We start from the raw sequence: 17,384 nt of genomic DNA on the forward strand, positions 1-17,384 counted from the left end.
CGATCAAACTACAACGCCGCACCCCAGCTCCGTGCGGTCTGCAAGATCCAGTCCCGGTAGAGCGTAAGCGGCGTGACCCCGGTCAACCCGCCGCAACCGGCCGCGCCGTTTGGCCCCGTGGACCAGCTGACGACGCCGACGAGCACGGCACCGTTCGGCTTGTCCTCAAATACGGGACCACCGGAATCGCCGGTACAAGCGCCGATTCCGTCGCGAACACCGTTGGTTACGGGATCGACCAGCCGGATCTGGAACGTTCCGGGCTGGCCGGTTACGACGAGCGCAGCGACACGCGTGATGCCGCCGCTCTTGCCATCGCCGCGCACGGTGACGCCGATGCCAGCGATGGTAAAACGGCTGCCGACCCGGATTGGAATATTAGGCATACCGACCGGCACCGTCGATTTTCCCTTGAGTGGAATTTCCAGTTGCAGCAGCGCCACGTCGGCGGTCGCCCGATGCGCTTGCATCGCCTGCATGTTGAAGTTCGGATGGATCGCGACGGTGCGCACGTTCAGCAGTTGCGGCTGGCTATCGCCACTGCGATCGACGATCTTGTAGTCCGCGCCGGGCTGCACGCAGTGAGCGACGGTGAGCACGAGCTTTGGCGCAATCAGGCTGCCGGTGCAGAAATTGCCGCGCGAGCCGACGATCGTGACGATGGCGCGCGCGACACCATCCGCCTGCGGCGTGCCGCCACCGACGATGGCATGAGCGGGCGCGGCAAGCAGCGCAGCGGCCGTGACGAATGTCGCGATTGTCTTCATGGGAATACGCCTTGGCAGTCGATTCGGACAGGGGCGGAGTTTGCTTCGCGCTGGCCCTTGCCGATAGCGCGTGCTAGCCGTCTTGTCAGCTATCTCCGTACGGAATTGACGAGGTCGGGACCTTGACGATCGAAGCTGTGATCTTTGATTTTGGCGGCGTGTTGACGAGCTCGCCGTTCGAGGCGTTCGCGCGGTTCGAGACCGAGCGCGGCCTGCCCATCGACATCATCCGGCGCACCAACGCCGCCAATCATCTGGAAAACGCCTGGGCCAAGTTTGAACGCGCCGAGGTTGATATCGACACGTTCGATCATTTGTTCGCCGACGAATCGCGCGCGCTCGGCGCGGAAGTGCGCGGCCGCGACGTGCTGCCGCTGCTCCAAGGCGATCTGCGTCCCGAGATGGTCGAGGCGTTGAAGCGCATCAAGGCCAGGTTCAAGACCGGCTGCATCACCAACAACCTGCCCGCCAACGCCATCGGCAGCCTCACGGGGCGCACGCTCTACGTCGCCGAGGTGATGGCGCTGTTCGACCATGTCATCGAGTCCGCCAAGATCGGCTTGCGCAAGCCCGATCCACGCATCTATCGGCTGATGGTCGAGACCCTGAAGGTTGATCCCGACAATTGCGTTTATCTCGACGATCTCGGCGTCAATCTCAAACCCGCGCGCGAGATGGGCATGACCACGATCAAGGTCGCCAGCGGCGCGCAGGCGATCGCCGAGCTAGAGGCGGCGACGGGGCTGAAGCTGGGGTAAGCCACTCATCGTTGCGAGGCGCGAAGCCGTAGGGTGGGCAAAGCGGAAGCGTGCCCACCACTCGCAGATGGTGGGCACGGCGCTTCCGCGCCTTTGCCCACCCTACGAGAGCTACTCCGCCGCAGCGGCGATTCGCTCCGGGAAGGCGGCGGCGAGCGAGGCACGGTCGGGCTTCAGCACACCGCGCTCGGTGATCAGGCCGGTTACGAGACGCGCCGGTGTGACATCGAACGCATAGTTCGCGACCGGCGAGTTCTCCGGCACAATGCGCACGGTCTCCAGCCGGCCGTCGGCGGTACGGCCGGTCATGTCGGTGACCTCGATGCCGCTGCGCTGCTCGATCGGAATGTCGCGGATGCCGTCATGAACGGCGAAATCGATCGTCGGCGACGGCAGCGCGACGTAGAACGGTACGTTATTGTCGTGCGCGGCGAGCGCCTTCAGATAGGTGCCGATCTTGTTACAGACGTCGCCATTGGCGGCGACGCGGTCAGTGCCGACGATGGCGAGATCGACCATGCCGTGCTGCATGAGGTGCCCGCCGGTGTTGTCAGGGATCACCGTGTGCGGCACGCCGTGATGGCCGAGTTCCCAGGCGGTGAGCGAGGCGCCTTGATTGCGCGGGCGCGTCTCGTCGACCCAGACGTGGATCTTGATGCCGCGTTCGTGCGCAAGGTAGATCGGCGCCGTCGCCGTGCCCCAATCCACCGTTGCAAGCCAGCCGGCGTTGCAATGGGTGAGCACATTGATCGTCTCGCCCGGCTTCTTTGCCGCAATCGCCTCGATCAGCTTGAGGCCGTTGCCGGCAATGCCGCGGTTGATCTCGACGTCCTGCTCGACGATTTCGTCGGCGCGCGCATAGGCCGCCTCGGCCCGCTCCAGCGGATCGATCGGCGCGAGTACCGTGCGCATCTCGTCCAGCGCCCATTTCAGATTGATCGCGGTCGGCCGCGCCACGACGAGCGTCTCATAGGCACGCTTCAGGCCGGCGTCGGAGGCATCCTCGCGCATCGCGAGCGCCATGCCGTAGGCCGCGGTGGCGCCGATCAGCGGCGCGCCGCGCACCAGCATGTCGCGGATCGCGACCGCCGCGTCTTCGCAGGACGTCAGCTTCGCAACGACGAACTCGTGCGGCAGCCTGCGCTGGTCGATCGCACCGACCGACCAACCGTCTTGCTCGCGCCAAATGCTGCGGAAATGCTTGCCGTCGACCTTCATGGCATTCTGCCTTTCATTTCACGCCCGCAGGATGCGCCCTGCCACCGCGTCGAGCTTCTTCAGAAGCTCCGGATCGCGCGCTTCGGGCGCCGTGATCAACGCGGTGTCGAGCGCACGATCCGAGCCGATCGGACACGGCTCGTGCTCGCGCGGGAGATCCTTCGCCAACCGCGCCACCAGCGCCTTCGCCTTGTCGGCGTTCGAGGTCAGCACACGGATGATGTCCTGCACGGTGACCGCATCGTGGTCGGGATGCCAGCAATCGAAATCCGTCACCATCGCGACGGTGGCATAGCAAATCTCAGCTTCGCGCGCGAGCTTGGCCTCGGGCATGTTGGTCATGCCGATCACGGAATAGCCCAGCGTCTTGTAGGTCATGCTCTCCGCGTAAGTCGAGAATTGCGGCCCCTCCATGCAGACATAGGTACCGGTGCGTGCGATCGCGATACCCTCGGCCTCGGCCGCTGCCGCCAGGTGAATGCGCAGCCGCGGCGAGACCGGATGCGCCATCGACACGTGCGCGACGCAGCCTTTGCCGAAGAACGAGCTCTCCCGCTTGTGGGTGCGATCGACAAACTGGTCGACGAGAACAAAGGTGCCGGGCGGCAGTTCCTCCCTGAAGGAACCGCAGGCCGACAGCGAGATCAGATCGGTGACGCCGGCCCGCTTCAGGACGTCGATATTGGCGCGATAGTTGATGTCGGAGGGGGACAGGCGATGGCCCTTGTCGTGCCGCGGGAGAAACACGATCGGCAGGCCCGCCATGGTGCCGCGCCGCACGGGCGCCGACGGCTCGCCCCACGGGCTCTTGATCACCTCTTCGTGCGCACCCTCAAGTCCCGGCAGATCATAGATGCCGGAGCCGCCGATGATGCCCAATACCGCCTGCGTCATGCCTGCTCCACCCGTTCGCCACGTGCGACATGGTCAAGCTATGCCAGTTTTGCGGCGGATTTGAAACGGGGGTGGTGGGCGATGCCGGTGGTGTGAGGAGAGTGGGGCCCGCACTCCAGTGTCGTCCCTGCGAACGCAGGGACCCATAACCACAGGCCGTGGTTGGGCGAAGACTCGTCGTCCGGTACTGCGACCGTCAAAGGTCGATAGATTCCGCGGTATGGGTCCCTGCGTTCGCAGGGACGACGCCGTGGAAGGAGCCGCGCGCCCTCGTTTAAGCGGCGTTCGCCAAACGCAACTGGGTGGCGACCATCCGCTCCAGCGTCTCGACGGACTGGAAATTCTCCGGCGTGATCTCGGATTGCGGGATGGTGAAGTCGAACTCGGCTTCGACACCGAGCATCAGATTGACCATGTCCATCGAAGTCAGGCCGGCGTCGACGAGCTTCGCCTGTGGCGTGATGGCCGCGACGAGCGAGTTCTGTTCGAGGATGCCCTTCACCAGCTTGATGATGCGATTACGCAATTCGGTATCGAAGGCCTGCATCGGCAAATTCCCATCTGTCTATCGGAGGCGGACCGGACTGCCGCTACGATGGGCACGGCCAGTCGATCCCGCAATGGGGCAAGAGGATTACTTCGCCTTTCTTAGTAAACGATGACTCAGATTGACTAAAATTCAGGTCTCTTCCAGTTCACTAACGCGATCGTGGAAATTCCGGTGATGCAAACAACCGGACCTTAACTGTTCGTTCGGAATTGGGCTTTGTTTACCCTCTATTTCATCGACGAATTTGAATTAAATCCGTAGCCTCGTCTCATAAGCAAAGATGGTCGGAGGATCGCTTAGCGACATCGCGAATGATGTCGGCGATCTCGAACGGCAAACCGGAGGCGGACGAGTATGAACGTGCGTGAAGCAGTCCTCACTGTCGACGAATCGCAAGCAGACTTCCTCGAACAGGGTCCCTCCCTGATCGAGCGCGCCGCCCGGACCGCCGCAGCGGCCGCAACCGATGCAGACGGCGTCGATCGCGACGCCCGCTTCCCGCACAAGGCATTCGAGGTCGCACGCGAGCAGAAGCTGCTGGGCGTCATGATCCCGGTCGAGTTCGGCGGCTTCGGCGCCTCGATCTACGACGTCACCGACATCTGCTACACGCTCGGGCGCGCCTGCGCTTCGACCGCGATGATCTACGCGATGCACCAGACCAAGGTCGCCTGCGTCGTCAGGCACGGTCACGGCATTCCCTGGATGGAAACCATGATGCGCCGGGTCGCCCGCGACCAGTGGCTGCTCGCCTCCTCGACCACCGAAGGCCAGAACGGCGGCAACATCCGCGCCAGCGCGGCCGCGGTCGATCACGCCGGCGACACCGTTTCGCTCGTGCGCGACGCCACCGTGATCTCCTACGGCGCCGAAGCCGACGGCCTCGTCACCATCGCCCGCCGCGCCACCGATGCAGCGGCCTCCGACCAGGTGCTGCTGGCGCTCGCCAAGGACGATTATTCGCTGAAACGGACGCTGGGCTGGGAAACCCTCGGCATGCGCGGCACCTGCTCGACCGGCTTCGAGCTGAAGGTCGATTGCCCCGCCGACCGCGTCTTCCCGGAATCCTATGACAAGATCCATGCCCAGACCATGACGCCGTTCGCCCATCTGTGCTGGTCGTCAGCCTGGGCCGGCATTGCCGCCGCAGCCGTGACCCGCGCGCAGGCCTTCATCCGCAAGGCGGCGCGCAGCTCCGGCGGCCAAATGCCGCCGGCCGCGGCGCACTTCACCGCTGCGAAGATGTCGCTGGCCAAGCTGCGCGCGCTGATCGCTGCCAACATCGACGCTTTCGCCCGCGCCGAGCATGACGAGCGTGCGCTGGGCTCGCTCGACTTTCAGTCGTCGATCACGCTTCTAAAGGTGCAGGCTTCCGAGCTCGCGGTCGAGACCGTGATGCATGCCATGCGCACCGCGGGTCTTTCCGGCTACCGGAACGACGGCGAATTTACCATGGGCCGCCATCTGCGCGACGTGCTGTCGTCGCCGATCATGATCAACAACGACCGCATCCTGGCTAACGCTGCCACATCGACGCTGATGAGCGGCGTGCCTTCGAGCCTTTATGGCTGACGTAACTAGGTGCCTTGGCGACTGAACCAACAAGAACAATTTTGAGATAGCAGGACATCGACCCATGAACATTGCCGTCCTCCCCAATTCGCCCGAGACCGCGCCGCAGATCATCGATCCGCTCGACCATCTCGCCGACAAGCTGTTCCACCCTATGGGCTCGGACGGCGTCTACGCCCGCACCTCGCTCTATGAAGGCGTCGTCGAGCGGCTCGCCGCGCTGATCACTGGCCACCGCGAGGCCGGAACCGAGGTGATGCGCTTTCCTCCGGTGATGAGCCGGGCTCAGCTCGAGAAATCCGGCTACCTCAAGAGCTTTCCGAACCTGCTCGGCTGCGTCTGCGGCCTGCACGGCACCGAACGCGAAATCAACGCCGCAGTGAGCCGATTCGATGCCGGGGGCGACTGGACCAGCTCGCTCTCGCCGGCCGACCTCGTGCTGTCGCCGGCCGCGTGCTATCCCGTCTATCCGATCGCAGCAAGCCGTGGACCTTTGCCGAAAGGCGGCCTGCGTTTCGACGTCGCCGCCGACTGTTTCCGCCGCGAGCCGTCAAAGCATCTCGACCGGCTGCAATCGTTCCGCATGCGCGAGTATGTCTGCATCGGCACGCCCGAAGATGTTGCTGATTTCCGCGAGCGCTGGATGGTACGTGCCCAGGCAATCGCCCGCGACCTCGGCCTCACCTTCCGCGTCGACTATGCCAGCGACCCCTTCTTCGGCCGTGTCGGCCAGATGAAGGCGGTGAGCCAGAAGCAGCAGCAGCTCAAGTTCGAGCTCCTGATCCCGCTGCGCTCGGAAGAGCAGCCGACCGCCTGCATGAGCTTCAACTATCACCGCGAGCATTTCGGCACGACCTGGGGCATCCAGGACGTCAATGGCGAACCGGCGCACACCGGCTGCGTCGCCTTCGGCATGGACCGGCTCGCGGTCGCCATGTTCCACACCCATGGAACTGATCTTTCCGCCTGGCCCGCCAAGGTCCGCGAGATCATGGGCATGCAGCCGCCAGCGTCGGCCGATGCCCATGGCGAGGGCTGGCGTTAACGAAACTCACGAGGCCGACCATTTCCACGGGTAAGACGAGCGTGATCCACACCAAGGTCCGATGCCGCGAAATCGCCGAGTCCGACGTCGATGCGATCGCGGACTTGCTGACGCGCGGCTTCGTCGGGCGTTCACGCGAATACTGGATCCAGGGCCTGCGCCGGCAGGCCTTCCGGTCCGTGCCGGAAGGCTATCCGCGCTTCGGATACATGCTCGACGATGGCGGCACGCCGGTTGGCGTGCTGCTGCTGATCTACACGGCGCGCAAGGACGGCGAAGAGACCGCCATCCAATGCAATTTGTCGAGCTGGTTTGTCGATCCGGCCTATCGCAACTACGCTCCGCTGCTCACCAAGATCGCGCAGCGGCACAAGGACGTCACCTACCTCAACATCAGCCCGGCGCCGTGGACCTGGCCGATCATCGAGACGCAGGGTTTCCGCGCCTATTGCCACGGCATCTTCTTTTCGGTGCCTGCGCTGGCGCGGGTCCCGCGCTGGAGCAAAATCGAGGTCATCTCGCAGCATGCCAAGGCGATCGAGGGGCTTTCCGACGCGGAAACCGAGCTCTTGACGCGACATGCGCGCTACAATTGCCTCAGCCTGGTCTGTCGCACCCCGAAGGGAACCTTCCCGTTCATCCTGCAACCGGTGCGCATCCGCCGCGGCTTCATCGCCCCGCCCGCGATGAAGCTGATCTACTGCCGCAACACAGCTGAATACGCCGCCTGCGCGGGCCGCATTGGCCGTCTGCTGCTGCGGCTCGGCAAGATCTCGGTGGCCGTCGATTCCAATGGCCCGATTCCTGGCCTCGTCGGTATTTATACCGAGCGCCGCGGCCGCAAATATTTCAAGGGTCCGGACCGTCCGCAGCTCGCCGACCTCACCGATACGGAACTCGTGCTCTACGGGCCGTAGGGCGAGACGGCGTGCCACACACCCGTCGTCATCCCGGCGAACGCCGGGATCCATACCGCGGGATTTATCGGTTAGCTCGGCTGCTTGTCCCGCCGGAAGTTCCTTTCACAACCAGTCCTCGCCAAACTTCTCCCTGGGATTATGGGTCCCGGCCTTCGCCGGGACGACACCGAGATTTGTCGCGCACTCCCGACCACCTCTGGCTTGCAGCTACTTTCGCACTCGCGCGTTCGCGTCGTTCACGTCTCTGCATCGCCAGTCACCCTCCGTAAACTACCACGTTTAAGGGAATTTTCCGGCCTCTTCGCTACGATCGGCGGCTGAAATACGTTGCGTTAAGTCTATTGCCCGCCGAGATCCCCGCCGACCCCATGACGTCGACCCGCGACAACGAGCTTGGTGCACGCCGCGAACAGGGCCCGGAAGCCCTGGTCGCGCTGAGCCAGCTTGCGCTCGACCACATGGAGCAAGGTGTCTGCGTCTACGATGCCGACAACCGGATCGTGCTGGTCAATCAGCGTTACCTCTCCTTCTTCGACCTGTCGGCCGACATCGTGCGGGTAGGGACGAGCTATCGCGAGGTGCTCGCGCACAGCGCGATGCGCGGCAACTTTCCGGAAAGCGAGCTCGACGCGCTGTATTCGGCGCGGATCGCTCAGATCGCAGGCGGCAAACCGTTCCGGACCGAACAACGGCTCGCGAGCGGCCTCGTCATGGCGCTCGAGCTGAAACCGCTGCCTGGCGGCGGCTGGATGACGATCTGCGACGACGTCAGCCGTCTCGCCCGGCTCGAGGCGGAATTGCGCGTGCAGACCGAGCGCAGCCAGCATGCGCTCGCCAACATGTCGCACGGCCTCATCATGTACGACGCCGACAGCCGCGTCGTCGTCTGCAACGAACGGTTCCTCCGGCTCTACAACCTCGCCCCGGAAATCGTGAAACCGGGGGCCTCGCACCGTGCGGTGATCGAGCACTGGATGTCGCGCGGCAACTTGCCGGGCATGTCGAGCGACGAATTTCACGCGAGCCGGCTGGACGATGTGCGCGCCAGGAACGCGAAAATCCTGCTGGTGATGCGCTACGATGGACGGATGGTGCAGGCGGTCTCCCGCTTCCTGCCCGACGGCGGCTGGGTGACCGTGCATGAAGACGTCACCGAGCGGCTGCAATACGAGGAGACGCTGCGGCAGCAGAACTTCATCCTCGACGCCGCGATGGAGAACATGGCGCACGGCCTCGCCTTCTACGACAGCGATATGCGGCTTCGCGTCTGCAACACCACCTACCGCAAGATCTACCGGCTTTCGCAGGAGGAAACCAGGCCCGGCACGCATCTTTCCGACCTGATCGAGCGATCGATGGCCAACGGGGCGTTCGCTTCCGAATATACCCCACAGCAAATCCTGGAAACTGCCCGCGCCCGCATCGCGAGCCGCGACTCCTCGCCGATGCGCCGAAGCATGTCGGACGACACCGTCATCTCGGTGCGCTACTGCGCGCTGGCCGAGGGTGGCTTCGTCGCCACCTACGAGGATATCACCGAGCGCGAACATGCCGTCGAGGAATTGAGCGAGCAGTATCGGCGCTTCGACGCTGCGTTGAACAACATGAGTCAAGGCCTGTGCATGCTCGATTCGAGCCTGCGCGTGATCGTTTGCAACCGCCGCTACATCGAGATGCACGGGCTATCGCCCGAGATCGTGAAGCCGGGCGTCTCGATGCGCGAGATCATGGAGCACAGCTGCGAGCTCGGCATCCATCCGGACACCACGGGCGCGCGGCTCTATGCCGACTATGTCGAGAGGCTGCGCGAAGGCGAGCATACGCTGCACCGACATTTGAGCGACGGCCGCATCATCAAGCTCAATCACAAGCGGATGGAACATGGCGGCTGGGTCGTCACCTATGAGGACGTCACCGAGCGCCACAAGGCCCAGGCCCGCGTCGCGCACATGGCGCAGCACGACTCGCTCACCGACCTGCCCAACCGCACACTGTTCCGCGAGAAGATGGGCGAGGGGCTGAATCAGGTCGCGATCGCCGGCGGCGCGATGGCCGTGCTGTGCTTCGACCTCGACAATTTCAAGACCGTCAACGACCGCCTCGGCCACGCTGCCGGCGACCGGCTGCTGCGCTGGGTCGCGGCGCGGCTGAAGGAGAATGTCGGCGAGCACGACACCGTCGCCCGCCTCGGCGGCGACGAATTCGCCGTGCTCCAGCGCGGACCGCAGCCGCAATCGGCGGAAATGCTCGCCCGCCGCCTGGTCGAGATTATCGGTCACCCACCGCCGCTGGAAAGCCAGTCGATCCATGTCGGTGTCTCCGTCGGCATCGCGATCGCGCCCGATCACGGGCTCGATGCCGACGAGCTGATGAAATGCGCCGACCTCGCGCTGTACCAGGCCAAGGCCAAAGGACGCGGCGCCTATCAGCTGTTCGAGCCCGAGATGGAAGAGGAGGCGCGCAGCCGGCACGCGCTGGAGCACGATCTGCGCGGCGCGTTGGAAGCACGTGAATTCCATCTGGTGTTCCAGCCGCAGGTACGACTCGACAATTCCGAGCTCACCGGCTTCGAGGCGCTGCTGCGCTGGAAGCATTCCTCGCGCGGCTTCGTCTCGCCGGCCGAATTCATCCCGATCGCGGAAGAGACCGGGCTGATCGTCCCGATCGGCGAATGGGTGCTGCGCAGCGCCTGTGCGACCGCCGTGTCCTGGCCCGATGTCACCGTCGCGGTGAACCTGTCGCCGGTGCAGTTCCGCGCGCGCGGGCTCGTCGCGATGGTCACGAGCGCACTTGCGGAAGCCGGCCTACCGCCGCAACGGCTCGAGCTCGAGGTCACCGAAACGGCATTGCTCGACGACAGCGAGGCGACGATCGAGATCCTGCACCAGCTCCGCGCGTTAGGGGTGCGCGTCAGCCTCGACGATTTCGGCGTCGGTTATTCCTCACTCAGCTATCTACGCAAGTTTCCGTTCGACCGCATCAAGATCGACCGCTCTTTCGTCGGCACCCTCGGCGAAAGCCCGGAAAGCGTTGCCATCGTCCGCACCATTGCCAGCCTCGGCTCCGTGCTCGGCGTCGAGACCACGGCAGAGGGTGTGGAAACCGAGCAGCAGCTCGATTTCGTCCGCGAATGCGGCTGCACCGCGGTGCAGGGCTATTATTTCGGCAAGCCGTGCCCGGCGGCCGAGGTCGACCGCACCATCGAGACGCTGAGCGCAGTCCGGCGCGTGGCGTAGCGGCTTCGCTCGCTCAAAATTCCGTATCTCGGCACGCCTCCAAACGACCAATTGTCGCATGACGAGAAGCGGCTTGCTCCAGCGTGCATGTTCCCAGCGCGAAGATCGCGGTCTACCCCACGTCCGCCGTGGCAAGCCCGCATCTGTTTCAAAAGGTCGCGGTGCCCGGCATTTGCGTGGCCTAGCTCACCGCTGTTTCAGTCGTCATGCCCGGGCTTGACCCGGGCATCCACGTTCTTCCTCAATCGTGGTAGCGCGTGGATGGCCGGGTCAAGCCCGGCCATGACGCTGAGGCAGCAGCAATCCCTAGCCCGCCGCAGGCAGCGCATGATCCGGCGACGCGCCCCACGGGCGCTCTGCCGAGGCAAGCCCGATCAGGCGGCCCTGGATGTAGTCGCAGCCCCAGTCGCGCAGCATGCCAGCGGCTTCTTCGTCCTGCACCCATTCGGCAACGGTCTTGATGTCGAGGCGGCGGGCGAGATCGATCAGGGTCTGCACGAAGGCGCGGTCGTCGGCGGAATGGGCGACGTTCTGCACGAAGGCGCCGTCGATTTTCACGATATCCACGCCGAGCTTGCGCAAATTGCGAAACGAGGTGTAGCCGGCGCCGAAATCGTCGATGGCGATGCGACTGCCGAAATGCTTGAGCCGGCCGACGAAGGCGCGGACATCGTCAATGTCCTGGATAGCGACCGTCTCGGTGATCTCGACGATCAGCCGCTCGGCAACGCCGGGATGGGCCTGCATCAGCGATTCGATTCCCGCCCACCAGTCCGGATCCATCGTCGTATCCGGCGAGATGTTGAGGCTAAGGCAGATGTCGGGCGCGGCCGCGAGCTCGGCGACCACCAGTTCGAGCACGCGGTGATCGACCAGGCGAATCAGGCCGAGCCGTTCTGCGACGGGAACGATGTCGGGTGCCAGCAGCACCTGGCCGTTGCCCTGGTCCATCCGCACCAGGCACTCGTGGAACGCACGTTCACGCGAGGCGGCCGAGACCACCGGCTCATAGGCGAGCTTGATGCGGCGCTCGTTCAGCGCGGTGACGATCTCGTCGGTGACGCGGATGTTGACGCGGCGCTGCGCGTCGCGCGCGGCATCCGGCCGCCACGCGGCGAACGAGCCCGCACGGCGGCGCTTGGCCGCGTCCAGCGTCTCATGGGCGCGGTTGACGGCCTCGTCGGTGTTGCGGGCATAGCGCGGCACGCTGACCGCGCCGATCGACGCTGTGACCGAGACCGGGCCTGATTTCGTTGGCACCACCTCGTCGCGGATACCGGCAAGGAAACGCTCGGCGGCAACGTTCATGTCGTCGGTCGTGCAGTTCTTCAGGATCAGGCCGAACTTGTTGCCGGAGAAGCGCCCGAGCACGTCGCCGCCGCGCAGGCGCGCGCGAATGCGCTTGGCGACGTCGAGTATCACGGCATCGGCAACGTCGAAGCCGAAGGCGTCGTTGACGCGGGCGAGGTGATCGATGCCGACCAGCATGAAGGCCGCGGTCGAGCGGAAGCGGGTCGTCTCCTCGATCGCTTCGGCAAGCGCTGCGATCAGATGCGAGCGGTTGAGCTCGCCGGTCAGCGGATCGAGCCGGGCCAGCTTCGTCAGCTCCTCGTCGCGGGCATGGCGCTCATTGTTGATGCGGACGGAGCCGATCGCGCGCGTGGGGCGACCATCCGGCCCGGCGAACCAGCGGCCGGTCTCCTCGACCCAGACCACGGGATCGGAGGCGCTCATGCGCACGCCGTACTCGACCCGGTAGGGCGTGCCGTCGGCGCCATGCACGGCGAAGGTCTGCGCCAGCGCCGCCGCCCTGAGCGACTGCGCGGGCTCGATCAGCTTGGCGAACTCCGCCCCGGTCGCGAGCCGCTCGGCGGGAATGCTGGGGAAGACGGCGCTGACCTGCTCACCCCAGACGATGACGTCGCTGGCGATGTCCCAGGCGAACACGGCCTGACCGAGCGCGGCCAGGATGTCGGAGGCTTGCGGCAATGCAGGGGTCAAAATCGCCTCGTTTCGGGACAGCGGGGAGAGTCCTGAGTCGGCACAGGATAGAGCCAGATTCGCCCCCGACCCTAGGCAAAGTTCATAAACAATTTGGAAACCACGTTTCCAGGGCGCCCAGGAACCAATTAGGCTCGGTCGGCATAGGCCTTGCGAGTACTGACACGCACCCGGCGCCCGCGTCCCGAAACGCGACAACATCCGCCGGATCAACGGTGATCGCGATGTTGAGTACTGATCGATTGGACGAGGCGGCAGGCAGCATGGGCACGGCCCTGGTGCCGCTGATCCCGACTGTGCAATGGCTCAACAAGGCGCCGCTGCCGCGCCCCGATCCCAGCTTCGTCACTCAGCTGATCGCCAATGCCGAGCAGTTGCCCCAGACAACCCGGCTCCGCCGCGCCTCTTCCGAAGATGCGCAAGTCGCCTATGGCAGTAAACACCCGCTGGGAAGCGTCAGCGCGCGCACTCGGCAGGTGGCTTGATCAGCGCGACGGCGTATCCGACGAGGGCGGCGTGCCGTTGTTACCCGGCTGAAGATGCGGCGAGGGAATTTCCGGCGAGGGCGCGCCCTGCACGGGCTTCGGTGCCGGATGATCCATCAGCACGGATTCGGCGACGGATTGCGCCGAGGGTGAAGGCGGCTCCACCGCTGTCGGCTGTGGCGCAACCACCGGCTCGAACTTGCGCTCGGACGCCACGTCCTCCGCCCGCGCTTCGGCTTCGGCCTGGCGCTTGGTCTTGCGCGGCGGCGCGGCCGTCGTCTCGGCGACATAGGTGACGCGACGGCGCGTGCGCTGGGCGATGCCGCCGAGGAAGTCGGCCATCGCGAGCAGCACCAGCAGGAAATAGGTGGAGTTGCCGAACTTGGGCCACATCACGAATTCGGCAGCGGCGGCGCCGAAGACGATCAGCGACAGCAGATGATCCATCAGGAATTTCGAGCCGGGCCGCGCACCCTTGACCACTTCGAGCAGCAGCAGCACCACCCCGAGCGCGAGCAGGAGATCGGCGAGCGTGACCGGCCAGGTCTCGCCGGACACCATCGGTACCTTGAACAGCACGTCCGTGAAGGACACGGTCGGCATCAGGAAGGCGATGATGTTGTAGACCGCGAGCGGAATCAGAAGCAGCGGGAAACCGACCATCGGCAAAATGCCTTCTCGATCAAGACGTCCAGACAGGACAATGCGGCGGCGAAGCATTTGCTCCGCCGCCGTCACCGTCTATCTCATGGGTTGGCCGAAATCAGGCAGGCCCAATCATCCCGCCTGAAGAAAGATCCTGCCTTCAGGACTCTTTCTTCTTCAGGACCTGACGGCCCTTGTACATGCCGGTCTTGAGGTCGAGATGGTGCGGACGACGGAGCTCGCCGGAGTCCTTGTCTTCGACATAGGTCGGCTTCTTGATGGCGTCTGCCGAGCGGCGCATGCCACGGCGCGACGGCGAGGTTTTTCTTCTCGGAACAGCCATTTCAATATCCTCTAGGGATTGGTGTCATCAGGGCATCGTCCGCGACGGGACGGCTCAGCACCCGCGCAATACGAGGCGAGCTGAATGCCGATCAAGGCCGGGCTTATAGAGGAAGGCTGGCCGTAAAGCTAGGCTCTTGGACCGGAAAATACGCCCGGAATGGGCCCGAAATCAGCGATTTTCGCGCCAGCAGGTCGCAAGCGAGCTCGCCTGCCCCCTGGCCATATAGGTCGCGGCCAGCCGCCGGACGCCCGGTCCCGGGGTCCTGGCGCTGCGTTTGACCGGATTCGGCAGGATCGAGGCCAGAAGGGCAGCTTCCCGGGGGGATAGGCTGGCGGCCGGCTTGCCGAAGGCATAGGCGCTGGCCGCCTCGACACCAAATTGCCCCTGTGGACCGAGCTCGGCGATGTTGAGGTAAATCTCAAGGATCCGCGGCTTGGGCAGAACGAGGTCGATCCAAAGCGCCAGCGGGAATTCCAGCGCCTTGCGGACGAAGTCCCGCCCCTGCCAGAGGAACAGGTTTTTTGCGACCTGCTGGGTGATCGTGGAGGCGCCCCGGAACGGCGTACCGTCCTCCTGCGCGTCATCGATCGCCTCGCGCAGCGCACCCCAATCGATGCCGTGATGCTTGCAGAAATGCGCGTCCTCTGCTGCCACCACCGATCGCGGCAGATATGGCGACATCGCCGCCAGATCGATCCATTGCCGCTGCATCGGCGCGCCCCGGAGCCAACGCCAGGCCATCAGCGTCGAAACCGGATGGCCGGTCCGGTAAAACGGCGCGATCACATAGGGCGCGAGAGCTGCGACCACGAGCACCAGGAGAAGGATCTTAACGATGCGCAAATCGACCTTTCCGGCGCAAAAAATCAAACGCGGCCACGGGCTGGGCCATTAAGTCTGTGATAATTCGGGTCTTTTCCAGCACTTTTTAGGCCTTCCAAACGATTGACTGGGGCGGGCGCATAAAGGATTGTCCGGCCGAATTTTAGTTCTGGAGCCCTTCTTGATGACCGGCACGTCCCCGTCCGATTTCGCCAAACGTCTGGACAAGACCGCTGATGATACCGAGGCCCTGCTCGGACGGCTGTTGTCGGACGACATCCTGCACGACGAGATCGCCCGGCCCAAGCGACTGATGGACGCAATGCGCTATTCGAGCCTGAACGGCGGCAAGCGTCTGCGGCCGTTCCTGGTGGTCGAGAGCGCGGCCGTGTTCGGCGTTCCCCGTGAGGCGGCGCTGCTCGTGGGCGCCGCGCTCGAATGCATCCACTGCTACTCGCTGATCCACGACGATCTGCCGGCGATGGACAATTCGGACCTGCGCCGCGGCCGCCCCACCCTGCACAAGAAGACCGATGACGCCACCGCGATCCTCGCCGGCGACGGCCTGCTCACGCTTGCCTTCGACATCGTCACCCGCGACGAGATCCACCGCGACGCCAATGTGCGACTGCTGCTGACGCGCGCGTTGGCGCGCTGCGCCGGCATCGGCGGCATGGTCGGCGGCCAGATCCTCGACCTCGCCGGCGAAGGCCGCTTTGGCGGCAACGAACCGATCGATGTCGCGCGTATTCAGCAAATGAAGACCGGAGCGCTGCTGCGCTATGGCTGCATCGCCGGCGCGATCCTCGGCCAGGCCTCGCAGAAGGAATATCAGGCGCTCGACGATTACGGCCGCGCGCTCGGCGAAGCCTTCCAGATCGCCGACGACCTGCTCGACGTCGAAGGCGATGCGGCTGCGCTCGGCAAGCCGGCGGGCGCCGATGCCGCGCTCGGCAAGACCACCTTCGTCACGCAGCTCGGCATCGACGGCGCCAAACAGCGCGTCCGCGACCTGCTCGCGCGGGCCGACAGCGCCGTCTCGATCTTCGGCGACCGCGCCGCCGTGCTGCAGGCTGCGGCGCGGTTCGTCGCCGAACGGAAGAACTGACGAAGATCCATCTTCACCTCTCCCCGCTTGCGGGGAGAGGTCGGATTGCATCGAAGATGCAATCCGGGTGAGGGGAAGCCTCCGCGAACCAGCTCTCACCGTCCTTGCGGAAGCCCCCCCCCCCCCCCCCCCCCCCCCCCCCCCCCCCCCCCCCCCCCCCTCCGCGAACCAGCTCTCACCGTCCTTGCGGAAGCTCCCCCTCACCCCAACCCTCTCCCCGCAAGCGGGGCGAGGGAGCAGACCGCCGCCGCGGCAACTGTGAGAAAGCCATCAGCATCATGGCTGCAGACAAAGAAGATCCCGTCCTCGTCCGCTTCCGCCAGATGTCGCGGCCAATGCGGCTGCTTTATGCCCGGCCGCGAACGTTCATTGCGCTCGCTGCCGGCATCCTCGTCTGCCTGCTGCTGCCGGGCCCGCACCGGCTGGTGACGCGGCTGTTGTTCGGGTGGGACGCGCTGATCGCGGTCTATCTCATGCTGGTCTATGCGATGATGCTGTGCAACGACCACCAGCACATCCGTCGCGCCGCCGCGATGCAGGACGACGGCCGCTTCGTGATCCTGCTCGTGACAGCGACCGGCGCCTTCGCCAGCATCGCGGCGATCGTCTCCGAGCTCGGCACGCCGCATCGCGGCGTGTTGGAGCTGACCATCGCAATCACCACCATCGCGCTGTCATGGGCCGCGGTGCACACGACCTTCGCGCTGCATTACGCACATGATTATTATCGGCACGGTACGGCCGGAGGACTTCAGTTTCCGAGCGGCGACAAGGAAGTCCACGCCGATTATTGGGATTTCGTCTATTTCTCGTTCGTGATCGGCATGACCGCACAAGTCTCCGACGTCGGCATCACCGACAAGACCATCCGCCGCACGGCGACGGCGCACGGCATCGTATCCTTCATCTACAACACGGCGTTGCTGGCGCTGACGGTGAACATCGCGGCCAGTGCGCTTGCGACGTGATCCCCGACATTGTCCCGGCTGCGCCGGGACAATGTCGGGAAGCAGCCCT

Annotated in this window: 16 protein-coding genes and 1 pseudogene; 9 read left to right on the forward strand and 8 right to left on the reverse strand. The window is 64.8% G+C overall.

Annotated elements, in window-relative coordinates:
• Window positions 1-8: 8 nt before the first annotated feature.
• The gene (locus tag NLM27_RS31150; RefSeq protein WP_254146919.1) at window positions 9-767 is read right to left on the reverse strand and encodes a trypsin-like serine protease; all 759 of its coding nucleotides are present in this window, start codon (window positions 765-767) and stop codon (window positions 9-11) included.
• 122 nt (window positions 768-889) lie between these two features.
• Here NLM27_RS31150 and NLM27_RS31155 point away from each other — a divergent pair, with 122 nt between their 5' ends.
• Window positions 890-1,525: an HAD-IA family hydrolase gene (locus NLM27_RS31155; protein WP_254146920.1), complete on the forward strand. Its 636-nt coding sequence runs from the start codon at window positions 890-892 to the stop codon at window positions 1,523-1,525.
• Window positions 1,526-1,636: 111 nt separating this feature from the next.
• Here the strand turns inward: NLM27_RS31155 and mtnA are convergent, their stop codons facing one another.
• The 3 genes from mtnA to NLM27_RS31170 form a co-directional block, all read right to left on the reverse strand.
• Window positions 1,637-2,743, reverse strand: a complete 1,107-nt coding sequence (gene mtnA, locus NLM27_RS31160; RefSeq protein ID WP_254146921.1) for an S-methyl-5-thioribose-1-phosphate isomerase — start codon at window positions 2,741-2,743, stop codon at window positions 1,637-1,639.
• A gap of 18 nt (window positions 2,744-2,761) precedes the next feature.
• Entirely contained in the window at window positions 2,762-3,637 is an 876-nt protein-coding gene (locus NLM27_RS31165; protein ID WP_254146922.1) for an S-methyl-5'-thioadenosine phosphorylase, read from the reverse strand.
• A gap of 274 nt (window positions 3,638-3,911) precedes the next feature.
• Complete coding sequence (locus tag NLM27_RS31170) at window positions 3,912-4,184, reverse strand: phosphopantetheine-binding protein (protein WP_254146923.1); 273 nt, start codon at window positions 4,182-4,184, stop codon at window positions 3,912-3,914.
• A gap of 357 nt (window positions 4,185-4,541) precedes the next feature.
• On the opposite strand from NLM27_RS31170, the gene NLM27_RS31175 reads away from it, so the two are divergent.
• From NLM27_RS31175 to NLM27_RS31195, 5 genes and pseudogenes are all read left to right on the forward strand, one after another.
• Complete coding sequence (locus NLM27_RS31175) at window positions 4,542-5,759, forward strand: acyl-CoA dehydrogenase family protein (RefSeq protein ID WP_254146924.1); 1,218 nt, start codon at window positions 4,542-4,544, stop codon at window positions 5,757-5,759.
• A 64-nt stretch (window positions 5,760-5,823) separates the two neighbouring features.
• On the forward strand, window positions 5,824-6,804 hold the full coding sequence (locus NLM27_RS31180; protein ID WP_254146925.1) for an amino acid--[acyl-carrier-protein] ligase: 981 nt from the start codon (window positions 5,824-5,826) through the stop codon (window positions 6,802-6,804).
• A 41-nt stretch (window positions 6,805-6,845) separates the two neighbouring features.
• Window positions 6,846-7,721 (forward strand): acyl-CoA acyltransferase, encoded by an 876-nt coding sequence (locus NLM27_RS31185; protein ID WP_254146926.1) that lies wholly within the window; start codon window positions 6,846-6,848, stop codon window positions 7,719-7,721.
• Between the two features lie 371 nt (window positions 7,722-8,092).
• On the forward strand, window positions 8,093-10,960 hold the full coding sequence (locus tag NLM27_RS31190; protein ID WP_254146927.1) for a PAS-domain containing protein: 2,868 nt from the start codon (window positions 8,093-8,095) through the stop codon (window positions 10,958-10,960).
• A gap of 98 nt (window positions 10,961-11,058) precedes the next feature.
• Window positions 11,059-11,145 (forward strand): annotated as a pseudogene (locus NLM27_RS31195) (antibiotic biosynthesis monooxygenase); the annotation flags it as partial.
• A 121-nt stretch (window positions 11,146-11,266) separates the two neighbouring features.
• Here NLM27_RS31195 and NLM27_RS31200 read toward each other — a convergent pair.
• The gene (locus NLM27_RS31200) at window positions 11,267-12,961 is read right to left on the reverse strand and encodes a bifunctional diguanylate cyclase/phosphodiesterase (protein WP_254146928.1); all 1,695 of its coding nucleotides are present in this window, start codon (window positions 12,959-12,961) and stop codon (window positions 11,267-11,269) included.
• Between the two features lie 224 nt (window positions 12,962-13,185).
• Between NLM27_RS31200 and NLM27_RS31205 the strand changes: the two genes are divergently transcribed.
• Entirely contained in the window at window positions 13,186-13,446 is a 261-nt protein-coding gene (locus NLM27_RS31205) for a hypothetical protein (RefSeq protein WP_254148975.1), read from the forward strand.
• Here NLM27_RS31205 and NLM27_RS31210 read toward each other — a convergent pair whose 3' ends face one another.
• The 3 genes from NLM27_RS31210 to mtgA form a co-directional block, all read right to left on the reverse strand.
• Window positions 13,447-14,109: a hypothetical protein gene (locus NLM27_RS31210; protein WP_254146929.1), complete on the reverse strand. Its 663-nt coding sequence runs from the start codon at window positions 14,107-14,109 to the stop codon at window positions 13,447-13,449. It lies immediately after the preceding gene.
• A gap of 142 nt (window positions 14,110-14,251) precedes the next feature.
• Complete coding sequence (gene rpmF, locus NLM27_RS31215; protein WP_007598106.1) at window positions 14,252-14,434, reverse strand: 50S ribosomal protein L32; 183 nt, start codon at window positions 14,432-14,434, stop codon at window positions 14,252-14,254.
• Window positions 14,435-14,605: 171 nt separating this feature from the next.
• Window positions 14,606-15,280 (reverse strand): monofunctional biosynthetic peptidoglycan transglycosylase, encoded by a 675-nt coding sequence (gene mtgA / locus NLM27_RS31220; RefSeq protein ID WP_254146930.1) that lies wholly within the window; start codon window positions 15,278-15,280, stop codon window positions 14,606-14,608.
• A 163-nt stretch (window positions 15,281-15,443) separates the two neighbouring features.
• Here mtgA and NLM27_RS31225 point away from each other — a divergent pair, with 163 nt between their 5' ends.
• Both NLM27_RS31225 and NLM27_RS31230 read left to right on the forward strand, forming a co-directional pair.
• On the forward strand, window positions 15,444-16,367 hold the full coding sequence (locus NLM27_RS31225) for a polyprenyl synthetase family protein (protein ID WP_254146931.1): 924 nt from the start codon (window positions 15,444-15,446) through the stop codon (window positions 16,365-16,367).
• 278 nt (window positions 16,368-16,645) lie between these two features.
• Entirely contained in the window at window positions 16,646-17,335 is a 690-nt protein-coding gene (locus NLM27_RS31230; RefSeq protein WP_254146932.1) for a DUF1345 domain-containing protein, read from the forward strand.
• The last annotated feature ends 49 nt before the right edge of the window (window positions 17,336-17,384 follow it).

The sequence above is a fragment of the Bradyrhizobium sp. CCGB12 genome (assembly GCF_024199845.1).
Lineage (GTDB): Bacteria > Pseudomonadota > Alphaproteobacteria > Rhizobiales > Xanthobacteraceae > Bradyrhizobium.

Bases quoted from the DNA above. Each gene is read 5' to 3' on its own strand.
- NLM27_RS31150 (WP_254146919.1), bottom strand. From the start codon at position 767: ATGAAGACAATCGCGACATTCGTCACGGCCGCTGCGCTGCTTGCCGCG.
- mtnA (WP_254146921.1), bottom strand. From the start codon at position 2,743: ATGAAGGTCGACGGCAAGCATTTCCGCAGCATTTGGCGCGAGCAAGAC.
- NLM27_RS31165 (WP_254146922.1), bottom strand. From the start codon at position 3,637: ATGACGCAGGCGGTATTGGGCATCATCGGCGGCTCCGGCATCTATGAT.
- NLM27_RS31170 (WP_254146923.1), bottom strand. From the start codon at position 4,184: ATGCAGGCCTTCGATACCGAATTGCGTAATCGCATCATCAAGCTGGTG.
- NLM27_RS31175 (WP_254146924.1), top strand. From the start codon at position 4,542: ATGAACGTGCGTGAAGCAGTCCTCACTGTCGACGAATCGCAAGCAGAC.
- NLM27_RS31180 (WP_254146925.1), top strand. From the start codon at position 5,824: ATGAACATTGCCGTCCTCCCCAATTCGCCCGAGACCGCGCCGCAGATC.
- NLM27_RS31190 (WP_254146927.1), top strand. From the start codon at position 8,093: ATGACGTCGACCCGCGACAACGAGCTTGGTGCACGCCGCGAACAGGGC.
- NLM27_RS31205 (WP_254148975.1), top strand. From the start codon at position 13,186: ATGTTGAGTACTGATCGATTGGACGAGGCGGCAGGCAGCATGGGCACG.
- NLM27_RS31210 (WP_254146929.1), bottom strand. From the start codon at position 14,109: ATGGTCGGTTTCCCGCTGCTTCTGATTCCGCTCGCGGTCTACAACATC.
- rpmF (WP_007598106.1), bottom strand. From the start codon at position 14,434: ATGGCTGTTCCGAGAAGAAAAACCTCGCCGTCGCGCCGTGGCATGCGC.
- NLM27_RS31225 (WP_254146931.1), top strand. From the start codon at position 15,444: ATGACCGGCACGTCCCCGTCCGATTTCGCCAAACGTCTGGACAAGACC.
- NLM27_RS31230 (WP_254146932.1), top strand. From the start codon at position 16,646: ATGGCTGCAGACAAAGAAGATCCCGTCCTCGTCCGCTTCCGCCAGATG.